Origin of the sequence: Nocardia elegans NBRC 108235, assembly GCF_001612845.1 — a bacterium.
In the GTDB taxonomy this organism is placed as follows: Bacteria; Actinomycetota; Actinomycetes; order Mycobacteriales; family Mycobacteriaceae; genus Nocardia; species Nocardia nova.
This window is the reverse complement of record NZ_BDBF01000045.1, coordinates 1-16,187: the sequence shown is the minus strand read 5'-3', so window position 1 is coordinate 16,187 and position 16,187 is coordinate 1. Positions and strand designations below refer to the sequence as shown.

The 16,187-nt window shown below is 69.3% G+C and carries 12 protein-coding genes; 4 read left to right on the top strand and 8 right to left on the bottom strand.

Annotated elements, in window-relative coordinates; translation table 11 throughout:
• The first annotated feature begins 69 nt into the window (after positions 1-69).
• A complete protein-coding gene (locus NE2_RS27050; RefSeq protein ID WP_231509209.1) occupies positions 70-975 on the top strand; it encodes an MBL fold metallo-hydrolase in 906 nt (301 codons plus the stop codon).
• 87 nt (positions 976-1,062) lie between these two features.
• Positions 1,063-2,154 (top strand): aminotransferase class V-fold PLP-dependent enzyme, encoded by a 1,092-nt coding sequence (locus NE2_RS27045; protein ID WP_063030636.1) that lies wholly within the window; start codon positions 1,063-1,065, stop codon positions 2,152-2,154.
• On the opposite strand, the gene NE2_RS27040 is transcribed toward NE2_RS27045, so the two are convergent.
• The 5 genes from NE2_RS27040 to NE2_RS27020 form a co-directional block, all read right to left on the bottom strand.
• Entirely contained in the window at positions 2,148-4,643 is a 2,496-nt protein-coding gene (locus tag NE2_RS27040) for an ATP-binding protein (RefSeq protein WP_063030635.1), read from the bottom strand. The two genes, NE2_RS27045 and NE2_RS27040, sit on opposite strands and share 7 nt — an antisense overlap.
• Entirely contained in the window at positions 4,640-6,019 is a 1,380-nt protein-coding gene (locus tag NE2_RS27035; protein WP_063030633.1) for a LuxR C-terminal-related transcriptional regulator, read from the bottom strand. Before NE2_RS27035 ends, NE2_RS27040 begins: the two co-directional genes overlap by 4 nt.
• Before the next feature lie 64 nt (positions 6,020-6,083).
• The gene (locus NE2_RS27030; RefSeq protein ID WP_030515447.1) at positions 6,084-6,668 is read right to left on the bottom strand and encodes a dihydrofolate reductase family protein; all 585 of its coding nucleotides are present in this window, start codon (positions 6,666-6,668) and stop codon (positions 6,084-6,086) included.
• Positions 6,669-6,791: 123 nt separating this feature from the next.
• Positions 6,792-7,301, bottom strand: a complete 510-nt coding sequence (locus NE2_RS27025; RefSeq protein WP_063030631.1) for a hypothetical protein — start codon at positions 7,299-7,301, stop codon at positions 6,792-6,794.
• Between the two features lie 142 nt (positions 7,302-7,443).
• Positions 7,444-8,178, bottom strand: coding sequence for a MerR family transcriptional regulator (locus tag NE2_RS27020; RefSeq protein WP_063030629.1), 735 nt, complete (start codon positions 8,176-8,178; stop codon positions 7,444-7,446).
• Between the two features lie 117 nt (positions 8,179-8,295).
• Between NE2_RS27020 and NE2_RS27015 the strand changes: the two genes are divergently transcribed.
• On the top strand, positions 8,296-8,661 hold the full coding sequence (locus tag NE2_RS27015; RefSeq protein ID WP_036524529.1) for a DUF1707 SHOCT-like domain-containing protein: 366 nt from the start codon (positions 8,296-8,298) through the stop codon (positions 8,659-8,661).
• Between the two features lie 6 nt (positions 8,662-8,667).
• Here NE2_RS27015 and NE2_RS27010 read toward each other — a convergent pair whose 3' ends face one another.
• On the bottom strand, positions 8,668-11,097 hold the full coding sequence (locus NE2_RS27010) for a serine/threonine-protein kinase (RefSeq protein WP_063030628.1): 2,430 nt from the start codon (positions 11,095-11,097) through the stop codon (positions 8,668-8,670).
• A 127-nt stretch (positions 11,098-11,224) separates the two neighbouring features.
• Positions 11,225-12,775, bottom strand: coding sequence for an amino acid permease (locus tag NE2_RS27005; protein ID WP_063030626.1), 1,551 nt, complete (start codon positions 12,773-12,775; stop codon positions 11,225-11,227).
• 184 nt (positions 12,776-12,959) lie between these two features.
• Between NE2_RS27005 and NE2_RS27000 the strand changes: the two genes are divergently transcribed.
• Positions 12,960-14,219 carry an SPFH domain-containing protein gene (locus NE2_RS27000; RefSeq protein ID WP_063030623.1) on the top strand — a complete coding sequence of 420 codons (1,260 nt, stop codon included), beginning with the start codon at positions 12,960-12,962 and terminating at the stop codon, positions 14,217-14,219.
• A 267-nt stretch (positions 14,220-14,486) separates the two neighbouring features.
• On the opposite strand, the gene NE2_RS26995 is transcribed toward NE2_RS27000, so the two are convergent.
• The coding region (locus NE2_RS26995; RefSeq protein WP_167356787.1) for an NAD-glutamate dehydrogenase domain-containing protein at positions 14,487-16,187 on the bottom strand (1,701 nt) is incomplete at its 5' end.

Genomic DNA, 16,187 nt, shown 5'->3' with positions numbered 1-16,187 from the left:
ACAGAACGGACGAATGACATGCCGGATCCGGTGAAGACACCGAGTGTGCTCGAATGCTGCACTGCCGCAGTGGGTTCCGTGCGCGGGCTGATGCTGCCCCGCCGGCTCGATCGGCGCTTCCTGGCCTCGATCCCCGATGCCGGGCTGCCCGAGCCCCGAGGCGTCGTCTCGGTGCGCGCGCTGCCGCAGGCACCACGGTCGGTGCCGACGGCGGCGGTCGTCGAGGGAACGTTCACCCCGCGCCGTATCGACAACGCGCTGACCGCCTTCGTCGTCGAGCATCCGCAGGCCCGGTTCGTGGTCGACCCCGGCGTCTGCCTGGATGCCGAACGGCGGGCGATCGCGCAGCTCCCGGCGGTCCTGCGGGTCGCGGTCCGGCCCCCGGCCGCAACCGTGGCGACCGTCGACTCGCTGCGTGAACACGATCCGCGACCGCTGGATTTCGCGCTGCCCACGCACGCGCATTGGGATCATGTCTGCGGTCTGCTGGATCTGCCGGGACTGCCCGTCCACATGCACCGCGTCGAGCAGCGGTGGATCATGACGGGTCCGGTCGCGCCGGTCGGCGGCGTCCGCGATGCGCTGCGGGAGCGGCCCGTGGTCGAATACGACCTCGACGGACCGCCGGTGCTGACGTTCACCGCGAGCCACGATCTGTTCGGCGACGGGACCGTGGTGCTGGTGGATCTGTCCGGGCACACCCCCGGCAGTATCGGCGTGCTCGCCCACACCCGGCGGGGCTGGGTCCTGCTCGCCGGGGATGCCGCCTGGCACCACCTGCAGATCGACAAGATCCGCCAGAAGGCAAGCTACCCGGGCGGTTTCGCCGATGACGATCGCGATCTGACCTTCCGCACACTGCACCGGCTGCATCTGGCGCGCACGACGGTGACGGTGGTGCCGACCCACGACCACGCGGCCGCCCAGCGGTTGCGGGCAGAGGACGAGACCGTGGGCGTGGCGAACGACGGCTGAGGTCGCGGCGGTTCGGCACCTTCGACCGGTCCAGCGAGCCTCGGGTGGCTATGGACCGGCGGGCCACTCGCTCGCGACCATGGCCTCATGACCTCCTCGGCGTATGTTCCCGCTCTGGCCGGCCACGAATTCGCGGTCGACACCACCTACCTCGACACCGCCTCGTACGGCATTCCGCCGGCCCGCGCGTTCACCGCGGTGCGTGAAGTTCTCGACGGGTGGGCGAGCGGGCATCGCGCACCCTCGCGCTACGACGATCGGGTGGATCGGCTGCGCGCGGCCTATGCCCGCATCCTCGACGGCGCGACGGCAGCCGATGTGGCGATCGGCAATTCGGCCGCCGCGCTCATCGGCCCGGCCGCGGCCGCACTCGCCCCCGGCTCCGAAGTGCTGGTCGCCGCAGGCGATTTCGCCTCCGTACCCAATCCGTTCCGCTACCGCGGAGATCTGCGGGTACGCACGGTGGAACTGGAGCGACTGGCCGAGGAGGTTCGACCGGATACCGCGCTGGTGGCCTGCAGTCTCGTCCAGTCCGCCGACGGCCGGACCGTCGATCCGGCGCGGTTGCGCGAGGCCACCGCGGCGCACGACGCGCTGCTGCTGTTCGACGTCTCGCAGGCGGCGGGCTGGTTGCCGCTGCGATTCGCCGATGCCGACATCTGGGTGTGCGCGAGCTTCAAATGGCTGCTCGGCGCTCGCAGTGTCGGGCTGCTGGCGATCCGGCCGGATATCGCCGAGCGGGTGCGCCCGCATGCGCCGGGCTGGTACGCGGCCGCCGATCGCTGGGCGGAAATGTATGCGCCGCAACGACTTGCCGATACCGCGCGGCGCTTCGACGCCACGCCCGATTGGCTGGGTGTGGTAGGCGCGCTGGCCGGAGCGGAACTGCTGGAGGAGTTGACGATTCCGGCGATTCAGGCCCACGATCTGGCGCTGGCCGACCGCTTCCGCGCCGGACTGGACGACCTGGGCTTCACGCCCGTGCCCGGACGCGCGCCGATCGTGTCGATTCCGGGCGCCGCGGCCGCCGCCGACGCCTTGGCCGAGGCCGCGGTGGTGACCACGGCCCGAGCGGGTGCGCTGCGGGTGTCGTTCCACGTCCACAACGATTCCGACGACGTCGACCGTGCCTTGAAAGCCTTGAGCGACAGCCGGAGTCGAACGACGTCGGGTCAGTAGGTGCGGCGCGGGCGTCCCGGTGGCTGTCGCGATTCGGCACGCACGCGATCGCGCAGTTCACCGGGAATGCGGTGGATGATCGCCGAGCGGTCCGCGGCCGCGAGTTTGCGGCGAATGGTCGCCACCTGGGCGTCGACCGTACGGACCGACGTCCCGCGGCGCACCGCGACCGCACTGTTGGTCCAACCGGCGGCCACCAGAATCGCGATATCGCGTTCGGCGGGTGAAAGTTCCTGCCATCGCGCGTCGTCCGGGCCTACGTCGGCGTCCTCGACGATGTCCAGCCGCCCGAGGAAATACCGCTGCAACTCGTTGTCCTGCGGCCGCATCCGCCCACCGCGACGCACCGCGGCGGCGTAACGCTCGGCCCCGAGCACCGCGGTCGCGGCCGCGCGCGCCGCCGAGGATCCCTCCACCACCAGCGGAACCCGGTCCGAGGCGATCCCCATCGAGCGATGCAGCGCGGCCGTGCCGCCCTGCAGGTAGGCGATCTCCCGCGCGGCCGCCGCGAGTTCGTCCGGGCGCGCGCCGGATTCGATACGCCGCGACAGGATCGTGGCCAGCGCGACGGTGCAGAAATGGATGATCCAGCCCGCGGTCCAGGTATCTCCGCGATCGAGATGCGCGGCCACCGCCGCCCGGCCCCGGCGCACGGCGTCCGCGGGGTCGCCGTGGCGGATGGTGGCGACCAGTTCCGCGAACTCGGCCCACGAAACCGCCCACGGCGCATCGGTTTTCGCCGCGTCGTGCAGATGGCGGCGCACCACCCGCTCAGCGACCTCCGGGGTCGCCAGGCTGGCGGCCGCGAGCACGGTGAACAGATCACTGCGCTGGGTGCCGCCGCGATCGCCGACGGCCGCGAACTTCCGGCGGGCGCGCGACAACACCTCGATCGAGCGCAGGTCCAGGCGAATCAGGAACAGTTCCAGTCCCCAGGTGAATTCGACCTGGGCCGGCAGGCCGATGTCGTCGGCGGTGTGCTCCCGCCACTCCCGGCGCAGCACGGGATCGGTGAGACATTCGGCGGCACATTCGCCGAGGAGGCGGGAGGTGTAGTCGAATCGGCCCTGCCACACCGCGATCCAGCCGATCAGGGCCTTGGCGGTGATCCGCAGCGACGACAAGGCCGGATCGTCGCCGATCACCGCGAGGGCGCGTTCGGTGAGCCCGGCGACCGCGCGGTTGGTGCCGGTGAGGAACGACACCCGCAATGCCATGACCACGGTGGCGATCTCGAGTCCGATCACGGCCTCGGCCGGATCGCCGAGGCTGGTCTCCACCGCGAGCAGCACGTCGTTCCATGCCCCGCGGACCCAGTCGATCCACTCCATCTCGTCGGGGCCGTACCACATCGCCTGTCCGGCGACGACTTTGTCACGGAAGTAGCGGCGATGGCGGGCAGGCATGCCGGACGGTGAGGCCGAACCGTCCGGTCGCTCCTGCAGCCGGAGGCGGGCGAACGCCCGCACGCTCTCGGGCAGGAAATAGCGCACCGAGGTGGCCGTCATGCGGGTCGACACCAGCGACCGTTCGACCAGTCGCTCCAGCGTGGCGGCGATGACCGGCTCGGGCAACGCCTCGTCGGCGCAGACCTGTGCCACCGCGCTGTATTCGATACCGCCGCTGCGGGTTTCCTCGTCACCGGGGTCGAATCCGGCCGCGAAGACCGACATCCGGTCCAGCAGCAGGCGTTCGGCGTCGGTGCACAGCCCGTAGGACCAGGCGATCACGTCACCGACGTTGCGATGACGCTCGTCGGCGCCGGCCCGCACACCCGACGACCAGTGCATCCACGCCTCGGAGTCGGTGTCGGTGAGATCGCGCAACACCTCGGCGAGTGGCCGGTAGCGCAGCCGGGCCGCGGCCAGCCGGATGAACAGCGGATTGTTGTCCACCTGCCGGCAGATCCGGGCGGCCAGTTCCAGGGTCGCGGGATCCGCGGCGATGGGCCGGCCGGTCAGTTCGGCACGCCGCCGGAACAGTTCCAGCGCATGATTTTTGGTGAGTGGCGGCACCGGCACCAGCCGCTCGTCGGTCCAGCCGATCGGTTCCCGGCTGGTGGCCACGACGGTGACGTCCGGATTCACGCTCAGTAGCTCGACGATCAGGCGCGCCACCGGATGCAGCACGTGTTCACAGTTGTCCAGGACCAGGATGGTGCGAGCGGCGCCGAGCGCGGCGAAGGCCTCGAGCAGGCAGTCTTCCGCGCTGCGACCGGTGGTCGCGGTCGGTGCGACGGTGCGCACGATCTCCTCGGCGACCGCCTCGGCGTCGGCGCCGGTCTCCAGCCGCGCCAACCGCGCCCACAGCACGTGGTCGCGACCGGGCCGCTGGGACCGGCGCAAAGCCTCGGTAGCCAGCGTCGTCTTACCGATCCCACCCGGTCCGAGCAGCGTGATCAGCCGGGGCCCACCGGGTTCGAGCAGTTCGGCGATGCTGCGCAGTTCCGCTGTCCGGCCGACGAATTGGGATATCCACGGTGTGGTCACGACCGGGCCGTCTCGCGCCGGGCCGAAGCCTCGCTGCGCATCCGCTCCCGGGCCTCGGCGGGCAGATGCCGGGCGATCTCCGCGCGCGAGGTGATCTGCAACTTCTGCCGGACCATCGCCACCTGGGCATCGACCGTGCGCACCGAACTGCGGCGGCGCACGGCGATGGCGCTGTTGGGCCAGCCCGCGGCCGCCAGCACCGCCACCTCACGTTCCGCCCGCGACAGACTCCCCCAGCGATCCGGCTCCGGCCGCGCCGCCGCCACCGCGCCGACCGGCGGTTGTGCCGTGACGACACACGGCTGCTGGGGCAGCGCCGAGCCCTCGGCGCGGCGCACCTCCAGCCGGCGCAGCTGCAGATGCCGGGCCGCGAGCCGATTGGCCTCGACCGGATCACGCCGGTGCAGTTCGGCGCGCGCGACGAGGCGAACACATTCGGTGAGATACCACCGTGCCGAGGTACCGGTCAGCCGCACGATCACCAGCGAACGTTCCACCAGCCGGTCCAGTGTCGATTCGATCGACGCTGCGGGCAACGCCTCGTCGGCACAGATCGCCTCGATCGCCTCCCGATCGGCTCCGCCGCCCGCGGAACCACCCGGAAAGACCGACAACCGTTGCAGCAGAATGGATTCGGCCGGGGTGCAGCGACTGGTGGACCACGCGATGTTGGCGCCGATATCGCGATGGCGCGCTTCCACCCCGACCCGGGCACTGTCGGACCACTGCAGGCGACGGTCGTAGGCATCGCCGCTCACCTCGTGCAACACGATGGCGGGCGGATGGTGCCGTAACCTGATCGCGGCCAGCCGCAGGCCGAACGGATTGTGGCTCATATGCGCACAGATCCGCCGGAGAATATCGTCGTCCTCGTCGCCGGCGCCGGCCGTGCGGCCGGTGAGCTCCATGCGAATGCGCAGCAGCCGCAACGCCTGTGCGGGATCCAGCGAGGGCACCGGGACGAGTTGTTCGTCGATCCAGCCGATCGGCTCGCGACTGGTGGCCACGACGGTCAGCGCAGGGTCGGCTTCGAGCAGGTCCGCGAGCTCGGTCGCGAGGGCGGTCACCAGCCGATCGCAGCTGTCCAGGACCAGTACATGCGGGGCGCCGTCGGGCCGGGGCGCGAACTCGCGCAGTTCGGCGATCGCGGTCTCGGCGTCCAGTTCCGCCAGCGCCAGCCAGCGCGTGGGCAGATCGACATCGCGGCGCAGCGTCTCGATGGCCAGCCTGGTCTTGCCGATGCCGCCGGGGCCGGTCAGGGTGATCAGCCGCGCGCCACGGGCGATCAGCGCGGTTATCCGCTCTCGCTGCGCGAGCCTGCCCACGAACTCACTGCTGGTGGCGGGCAGTACACCGATGCGCGATCGCTGGAACATAGTAGGAACAAGTTAGCCCACCGTGCCCCCGTCGCGTGTCCGGATTCGATACCGCGATCTGCGACTACCCCGTTCGCGCGACCGGCGCGGCCTGTTGATAGTGCATCTGCACGACCGCGCTGTCGAAGGTCATGATGTCCACCAGCTGCAGTCCAGCCGTATCCAGCGGTTTGGGGAACAGCGGCACCCCACCGCCGAGCAGCAGCGGGTGCACGAACAGCCGGTATTCGTCGACGAGATCGTGTTCGAGAAAGTACGAGGCGGTTTGCGCGCCGCCGAAGACCACGACGGGTCCGGTCGAGGCCGCCCGCAGCGCGCTGATCTCGCCGATCGGATCCGCACCGATCACCCGGGTGTTCCAGCCCGGGTCGCGCAGCGTATGGGAGAACACCAGTTTCGGTGTGCGTTTCCAGCAGCGCGCGAATTCGACGTAGAACGGCGAGATGGCCGGATCGGCATCGGCATAGGGCCAGAACGCGGCCATGATCTCGAATGTCTTGCGGCCGTAGACGAACACTTCGGCCGCCCGTAGTTCGTCCAGGAAGGACTCACACAGCTCTTCGTCCACCACCGGCCAGTGAATTTCCTGGTCGGGCCCCTCCGCGTATCCGTCGAGCGACATCTGCATCCACAGTGTCACGCCTGCCATCGCTCACCCATCTGCCGTAACTTGCCGACGTGTGATTGTTCCCCCCGGTGGGGGCGGCGCGCATCGGTAATGTTCGGGCGCACCTACTTAAGTAGGTGGCGCCCGTTACCTATAGGTGCCGGATCAGAGCAGTTCGCCGTCGCGGCACAGGCTCGACGAGCGCCAGGTCGGCGCCGGGCCCTCGTCCTGGAAACGCCACTGGGAGATCGGACCGGCCGCTCGCCAGTACAGACCGCCCGAGGCCGGAACCGCCTCGTACACATCCTCGGTCCCCGCGATCAGCTGATTGCCCACGCAGTAATCGTTATAGGACGTGCCCGGCTGGCGTGCGCCGGGACTGAAGCGACCGGCCGGGTTTCCGAGCGCGCCCGGATTGGCCACGGTGTCGGCGCGGTGGGACGGACCGTCCGCATTCCACCGGGCGGCGCCGAAAAGGTCACTGCGGCAACTGAATGCCCAGCCGCCGGCATGCACCTGCGTCCCTGGGGCGAAGGCGGCGCCGGCCCACAGACAGTACGGTCCGGGCGCCTGCGCCGCGGCCGGACCGGCGGACAGGCCCACGACCGCGGCACCCGCGACGGTCGCGGCCAGCAGCAGGGATCGGGTGGTGCGGGCAAAGGTGGCTGCGGTCATCGGTGTGTCTCCGTTCAATCGTGCACTTCCGCCGCTGATGGACGTAAGTATCGGCCACACCATTAATGTACCGTTAGACAACGGCACGTTATATCGCGAAGTATCCCCAGGGATGGGAGTGAAGAAATTTCGCGGCGAACGCTCAGGAGTCGGCGAGCGCCTCGTTCAGCGCACTGTCCTGATCGAGATACCGGGCCACGAACCGGCCGATCAGTTCGGCGCCGGCCTGTGCCGGGACGGTCCGGATCGCCTCCGAGCCCGCGGCCAGCCCGGCCACATCGGCCGGCGTGCCCGCCGAATCCTGGAAGCCGCTCCACACCGTGCGCTGGAACAGGTCCGTGAAGCGGCGCGCGATCCGGTCGCATTCGGTCGCCAGCCGCTCGAATTCGGCGATGATCTCCGGCTCCGGCACACCCGCGGCGGCCAGCCGGTCGGCGGCCTGCAGCAGCACCGGATCGGCGGCGCGGTAGGTGCTGGCGTCGACCGGCTCGTAGAGGCCGAGGGCGACGACCCGGGCCAGTCCGTTGGGCACCTCGCGCAACCGCTGCGCCAGGTCGGTCGCGGCGATCGTCGCATCGGCCGGTGATTCGGCGCCCGACGACGCGTCGGGCTCCGCGACACCCAGAATGTCGCCGAGGTCGTCACCGCGATCCCAGGCGTTGAGCAGTTCCTTGATGCCGTTGAGTTTGATGCCGCGGTCGAGCAATCGGCTGATGGTCCGCACCCGGTTGAGGTGTTCGGCGCTGTAGAAGCCGGTGCGACCCTTGACCTGCGGCGGCGGCAGCACACCGCGCTCGTGGTACACCCGCAGGCTGCGCACGGTGGTCCCCGCCTCACGCGCGAGCTCGTCGATGGTGTACTCGGTCCGGGTCGTCATACATCAAGGAAACCACACTGAAACATACGTGGATCGAAAGTGTGCGGCGGCATGCCGGTTCCCATCCTTGGCGGTTCGATTGCGATCCGCGGGGGTAGCGGACCTATCCTGCTGTGCATGGACGATATGGCGGACGCGCGCCCCAGCGCCGCCGAGCGAGAGCGCGCACTGCAGGAATTGTCACAGCAACTGGGCGCCGGCAGATTGACCCTGCCCGAATTCGACGAGCGCACCGCGCTGGCCACCCGGGCCGATACCCGCGTCGAGCTGGCAGCGCTGTTCACCGATCTGCCCGCCGTCACCCCCGATCCCCCGGCCGCGCCCGCACCGGCCAATCCGCTGCCCTCCCTGGCCGTCCTGGCCGGTGCCATCACGGTGTTCGCGGGGGCGGCGGCATGGGCGGCCGGAAACTGGTTGTGGCTGTTGCTGATCGCCGCGGCGCCGGTGGCTGTGGTGCTCTGGCGGGTGCGCGGAGTCGCCTGAGCCGGTTCACCACCGGGTGCGCGGACGTACCTGATTGGCCAGATCGACGAGCCGGTAGCGATGCAGCCGGCCCGGTGCCGTGCGGGCGAGGGCGCGCAGCGAGGTCTCGAGCCCCAGCTGCAGACCGGCTTCGGTGAGCGCGAAGCCCAGCAGGGTCGCCTCGGGCCGGCGCGGCTGCCCGCCAGCGCGCACCCATTCCAGCGCCGCGCCCACCACGACGACCTGTAACTGCAGGGCCCGCGGTTCCTCCGGCAGCGCCTCCAGGCGCTGCGCGGCCGCGGCGAGGTCCTCCTCGGTCACCTCCGCCACCGGTCGCGACACCAGCAGCAGTCCGCCGGTCATGTGGGCCAGCGCGTAGTGCCGCGAGGACATCGGTACCCGGTCGAGTACCGCGACGGCGTCGAGCAGTTCGCCGTCCGCGGCCAGTCGCCGCGCCAGTCCGAACGCCGCGCTGACCACCCCGTGGTTGGTGCGCCAGACGGTCCGATAGAAGTCGACCGCGGCCCGGTGCCAGCGATCCGGATCGGCCGGTAGGTCGAGATGTTGCAGGACCAGTTCGGCGGTGGCCGCCAGCGCGAGCGCGGGGGCGATCTCACCGGGCAGCATGGCGTGCACGGCGTCGAACTGCGTGTAGGCGTGCTCGAAGGCGCCGTCGAGCAGATCGGCGATACCGCGGTACCAGGTCAGCCGCCAGTCGGTGTCGTAGTCGAGCATCAGTTCCCGCAACAGGGCCCGCGCCGGTTCCACCTCGCCCAGATCGAGATGGGCGCGCACCGCGGTGAGGGCACCCTCGAGTTCGAAGGAACCGGTGTCGGCCAGCACCCCGGAGGCGATTCGATCGCGTATGCGCCGCAACGTATCCAGCGCGTGCCGCGGATCCCCGTGCAGCAGCGTGGACATCAGCTCGGCACTGGGATCGGTGCTGTCCATCAGCGGAACCGGCAGGGCGGCCACCACCGCGCGCGCGTCGAGGGTCGGCATCCGGTGGCGGCCGTCGACGATACCGTCGGTCTGGCCGATCAGCGTCTCGATTCCGAAATCGCCGCGCATGGAACCGAATTCGACCGAAGCCTGCGGATGTTCCCGGTCGGTGTCGGTGGCCAGCACCATCCGGAGCACGCCGGTGAGCTGGCAGTACATCGAATAGGTGGAGGGGAATCGGCGGGCCGGTTCGGGATCGGTGGCCCGGCACAGCAGCCGATACAGCGACGGATAGCGGACCAGCAGCGGATGTGCCTGCGGCTCCGGCATTTCCGGAAGCTGATGGCCGCGCTCGTCGCGCGGCAACTGCATCACCAGTGCCGCCAGGGTGCGGCCCACGGTGTAGATGTCGGAGGCGACGGTGGGCCCGGTCTCGGTGATCTCGGGCGCCTGGAAACCCGGTGTGCCGTAGATACTTCCGAACGACTCCATGGCCGCCACCGCGCCGAGGTCGATAAGTTTGACCTCGTCCTCGCTGACCATGATGTTGTCGGGTTTGAGGTCGTTGTAGGACAATCCGAAGGAATGCAGGTAGTCCAGCGCCGGCAGGACCTCCATCACGTACGCGATGGCCTCCGCCACCGGAATACGCTGCGGCGCACGCTGATCGAGCACGCGCTTGAGCGACTGCCCGCCGACGTACTCCATCACGATATAGCCGTCGGCGACATCGCGGCCCGGGCCGCGGTGCTTGACGAAATTGTAGATCTTCACGATGCCGGGATAGGCGACCTCCGACAGGAACTGCCGCTCCGCGAGCGCGACCACGTGCGCCTCGAAATCCTGCGGATTCTGCAGGCCCTTCAGCACCACCCAGCGATCGCTGACATTGCGGTCGACGGCCAGATAGATCCAGCCCAGACCGCCGTGCGCCAGGCAGCCCTGCACCTCGTACTGTCCGGCGACGACCTCACCCGGTTGCAGAATCGGCCGGAAGTTGAACGGGGACGCGCATTTTGCGCAGTCCCCCGCGACCTGCCCGGGGCCCGCGTCGCCCGCGCGCCCGACCGGGGAGTTGCATTTCCAGCAGAACCGCTTCTCCTCGGGCACTTCCGGGTCGTCCAGCACCGCGGCCCGCGGATCCACCGAGACCACCCGCGGCATCTCCACCAGACCGGCGCCCAGCCGGCGCGGACTCGGTCGCGAGCGCGCGCTGCGACCGGAGCCGGTGTCGGTGCCGAGCGTGTCGACCTCGACATCCGCGGTCACCGGCCCGGAGAACGGGTCCGGCTCGAAACTCGTTGCGGCACCGTCTTTCTCGACAGTGATTCCGCCGGCCTGCCGCACGGACGGTTCATCCGGAGAGTCCACCGCGACACGCAGTCGCTGCGAGAGTTCCGTCCCACCGTTGCGTCGCGTCGCCCACGGATGCGCATCGGGTCCGCGCACCTCACTGCGGCGGATGCGGCGATTCGCCCACGGATGCGGAAGTGGCGTATCGGGTCGCTCCGGCATGAGAAACCTCCCGAGGCCGCTGATGAACCGGGGCCTCATTCTCGTTCCCCGTTCGCGGTCCCGCGCTCGCAAGCTTCCCAAGGCCGGGAACAGCTCCGCCCCGGTGGTACCGGGGCGGAGGGAGCGACTACTTCTGGGCGTCGGGCGCTGATCCCGGCTCCCCGGATTGGGCTGCCGACTCGGCCGCCTCGTTCTGTAGCGGACGCTCCGCCAGCACCGGGAACTGACCGGTGTAGCCGAGACGCTCGGTGGCCATGGCCAGGACCTTGCGGCGGGCCAGGAACCAGCCCGCGACCAGCGCGGGCAGCATGACGCACACCATGGCCAGCACGGCGAAGCGCTGCACGTCGTCGTGGCTGGCGGCCATCAGGACCACCACGGCCGCCAGGAACACCAGGGTCGCGATGCTGGTGTACGGAGCGCCGATCAGCCGGAACGACGGCCGCTCGACCTTGCCGATGCGCGACCAGCGCCACAACTGCAACTGACACAGGATGATCGCCGTCCACGCGAAGATCGTGCCCAGCGCCGACATGTTCAGCACGATCTCGAACGCCTTGTCCGGCACCATCGCGTTGAGTCCGACACCGATCAGCGCGATGCAGCCGGTAGCGAGGATGCCGACGTAGGGCACACCGGAACTCGACATGCGCGAGGCCACCTTGGGCGCGCTGCCGTTCATCGCCATCGAGCGCAGGATCCGGCCCGTGGAGTAGAGCCCGGCGTTCAGGCTGGAGAACGCGGCGGTCAGCACGACGAGATTCATGATGGACCCGGCGCCGTTCACCCCGAGTTTGGAGAAGAAGGTGACGAACGGGCTCTCGCCGGCGTGGAAGTCGCTGTAGGGCAACAGCAGTCCGAGCAGGACCAGCGAACCGACATAGAACAGCGCGATCCGTGCGATCACCGAATTGATCGCGCGCGGCATGATCTTCTCCGGATTCTCGGCCTCGCCCGCGGCGGTGCCGATCAGCTCGACCGCCGCATAGGCGAAGACGACGCCGGTGGTGACGGTGACCAGCGGCAGGAATCCGGTCGGGAACAGACCGCCGTGCGCGGAGAGCAGGCTCGGGCCGGTGGTCTGGCCGTCCAGATCGAAGCGGCCGCCGAGGATGACCACACCCACGATCAGGAAGGCGACCAGCGCGACCACCTTGATCAGCGCCGCCCAGAACTCGAGCTCGCCGAACCAGCGCACCGAGATCAGGTTGATGCTCACCACGATCGCCAGTGCGATCAGCGCGATGAGCCACTGCGGAATGCTGCGGGTCCCTCCCCAATAGTGGACATAGGTCGCGATCGCGGTGATGTCTACGATCCCGGTCATACACCAGTGGAAGAAGTACATCCAGCCGACGCCGAAAGCCAGCTTCTCCCCGTAGAACTCGCGAGCGTAGGAGACGAACGATCCCGAGGAGGGGCGATGCAGCACCAGCTCGCCGAGCGCTCGCAGGATGAAGAATACGAAGATTCCACAGACGGCGTAGACGAGGAACAGGCCCGGACCCGCGTCGTGCAGGCGGCCGGCGGCGCCGAGGAACAGGCCGGTGCCGATGGCACCGCCGATGGCGATCATCTGCAGCTGCCGGGGGCGCAGCGATTTGTGATAGCCCGCATCCTCGGCATGCAGCGCGTCCGCGGGCGCCGTCGCCTCCGAGGGAGGTCGAACAGTTGTCATGGGGGAGGACCTTTCACGTGACGGCGATCATATCTATGGGCAATGTACCGTCATTCAACGGCACGTTCAATACGTGGGATGGGTTGTAACACAACGGAAATGCCATCCGCCAAGGTCGGCGGTAGATCATACCGATAGGTATCGGTACGCTGGATAACGACAACGGCCGAGGAAGGGCGAGGATATGGCCTGGTTCGAGCGGGAATTCATCGCCGTCCCGGACGGTCGCAAGGATCAGCTGGTCTACAAGTGGCCCGATCTGAACATCCGGCGCTACAGCCGGACGATCGTCAACGCCGATCAGATCGCACTGTTCGTCAAGTCCGGCCGGGTCGTCGCGACGATGGGGCCGGGGCGCCATCGCGTCGACGCCGACGAGCTGCCGGTGCTGGGCGCGCTGGTCGACACCGTCACCGGCAACAACTTCTACCGCGCGGAGCTGTATTTCGTTTCCACGCGCGAATTCGCGGGCGTCAAATTCGGCGGCCGGCTCGACGACATCGTCGACCCGGCCAGCGAGCAGATCGTGACGCTGCGTGTCTTCGGCGAATTCGCCCTGTCCGTCCGCGATCCCGCGCAACTGATCACCTCCCTCGTCGGCACCACCGATCTCACCGATCCTGCCGGAGTTCAGGCCTGGTGCGCGGATTTGCTGCTCAAGTCGATGAAGATGACCGTGTCGCACGGCATCTCGCAGGGCGACTGGCAGGTGCTCGGCCTCTCGGCGCAGCTGCAGTCGATCGAGTCCGCGGTGGTGCGCCAGACCAATCTCACGCTGTACGAGTACGGAATGCGGATCTCGCGCATGGGCAATTTCGACATCACCCTGGCACCGGAGGACGCCGAGCGGCTCAAACGACTCGCCAAAGATGTCACCTACATCCGGCTCGCCGGCGACTTCCAGCGTTACGCCGCCGGGGAAATGGCCCTGGGCGCGGGACAGGGAATGGCGCAGGGACACGGCGGCGGTGATGGTGGATTCCTCGGCGCCGCACTGGGTCTCAACGCCATTGCCGGCATGGGTCAGCAGTCGACGGTGCCGTGGGCCGCGCAGCAATCCCCGCCGCCCCCGCCGTCGCCGTTCGGTCAGCCCGCGGGCCGACCGGCCCTGCAACCGCCACCCGCACCGGAGTCGACGACCTCGGGCTCGCCGCCGCCGACAACTCCCGCGGGGGCCGACGCCTCCGCGACGACCGGCTCCCCCGCCGCCGCCTCGAGCGCCGAATCGCCTGCGTCGGCGGCACTGCCCGAGAGTGACGACGCCGCCGCCTCGGAGCAGGTGACCTGCGCATCCTGCGATACCGACAACCCCCGCACCGCGCGATTCTGCATGCACTGCGGGACCCGGCTGGCCGCTCCCCCGCGGCACTGCGCCGAATGCGGTGCGGACCTCCCGCCCGCGGCCCGGTTCTGCGGCGCCTGCGGCACCCCCGCCGGCCCGTGAGCCGCCGCGGCTGCTCACTGGGACCGGTGAGCGGCTCGATCCATCGGTCCGGCCGCCACACGGCTGACGGCTCGACGATCTCGCTTGCGGGCCGACATCATTCGGATTCCGCCGTCCATACTTTCGTGTGCGGGCACGAGTCCCGCTCGCGCTCCACAGGATTCGCGGACGCCGCCGCCCACTCGTGAAACCGAGTGGGCGGCGGCGGGTTCCGGAGTGGGTTCGGGTGTGCCGGTCCCAGGCGGCGCACCCGAACCCACCGGCAGGTCAGCTGGGCACCGTCGCCGTCGTTTCGGCGCTGCCGACCATGCTCCGAACCTGGCGTGCGGCTACCGACAGGGTCGCCAGGTCGTGGGCTTCGGAGGTGAAGATCTCCCCGAGTGCCGCGCGAGCGCGACTGAGACGGGAGCGGTTGGTCGATTCCCAGTAGGCGATCTTCTCCTCGGGGGTGTCGACCGGTTCCGTGGTGGTCAGCACGTCGGCGGTGAGCGAGCGCAGCGAATCGTAGAGATCCTCGCGAACGGCCAAGCGCGCCAGGGTCTGCCACCGATCGCCGCGATCCAGTCCGGCCACCGCGGACAGCAGGCGCTGGATGTCGAAGTGGGCGTCCAGCGCGTAATACAGCGCGGCCACCTCGTCGGCATCGCGTTCACAGATATCGGCGATGTCGAGCACGTCCAGCAGCGGGAACCGATGGATCAGCAGGAACACCTCCTCTGCCAGTTCCCGCGGCGCGCCGTGACCGATCGGCCCGCCGGAGCGCGACATCAGATCGTCGGCGAGCGCACCGGGCCGCCACGCCGGCACCCGGGCCGCCAGCGCCCGCACCCCGTCGCGGTAGCGCGCGATGCCGGCACCGACCGCGATCGGCTGTGGCCTGTTGGTCAGCAGCCAGCGCGCCGCCCGGTCCAGGGTGCGCTTGGTCTCCATCTCCAGCTCGTTGCGCGCCGCCGCCGGCATCGGCGTGGTGCGGATGCGCTCCCACAGCGATCGCAGATCGAAGATCTCCACGGCCGCTGTGAAGGCGCGCACCGCATCGTCGGTGGTGGCGCCGGCCTCCTCGGCGAGCCGGAAGGCGTAGGTGATGCCGCCGTAGTCGACCATATCGTTGACCACCATGGTGGCCAGGATCTCCCGGCGCAGCGGATGCCGGCCGATCGCGGCGCCGAAGCGTTCCCGCAGCGGTGTCGGGAAGTACCCCGGCAGCAGCGCCTCGAACGCGCTGCTGTCCAGCAGATCGCCACCGAGCAGATCCGACTTGAGCGAAAGCTTCACGTGCGCAAGCAAATTGGCGAGCTCGGGCGAGGTCAGCCCGGCACCGGCCGCGGCGCGCCGGTCCAGTTCGGCATCCGAGGGCAGTGCCTCGAGCTGCCGGTCCACACCGCGCCGGGTCTCCAGTTCCGCGATCAACCGCCGGTGCACCCCCACCATGGCGGCCGCATTCGAACGCGACAGACCCATCCGGAAGTTCTGGGAGATGTTGTCGCGCAACACCAGTGCCGAGACCTCGTCGGTCATCTCGGCCAGCAGGGCATTGCGGTCCGAGGCGGCCAGCTCGCCGGAGGAAATCGCCGCTCCCAGCAGGACTTTGATGTTGACCTCGTGGTCGGAGCAGTCCACGCCGGCGGAGTTGTCGAGCGCGTCGGTATTCATCCGGCCACCGAGTTTGCAGAACTCGATCCGGCCGAGTGCGGTGGCGCCCAGATTGCCGCCCTCGCCGATCACCTTGACGCGCAACAGATCCGCGTCGACCCGGACGGCGTCGTTGGATTTGTCCCCCACGTCGGCGTGCGATTCGGTACTGGCCTTGATGTAGGTGCCGATACCGCCGTTCCACAGCAGATCGACCGGCGCCAGCAGGATCGCCCGGATCATTTCCGGCGGAGACAGCGTGCTCACGCCCGGATCCAGATCCAGCGCGGCGCGGATCTGCGGCGTAATCGCGATGGCCTTGGCGGAGCGATCGAA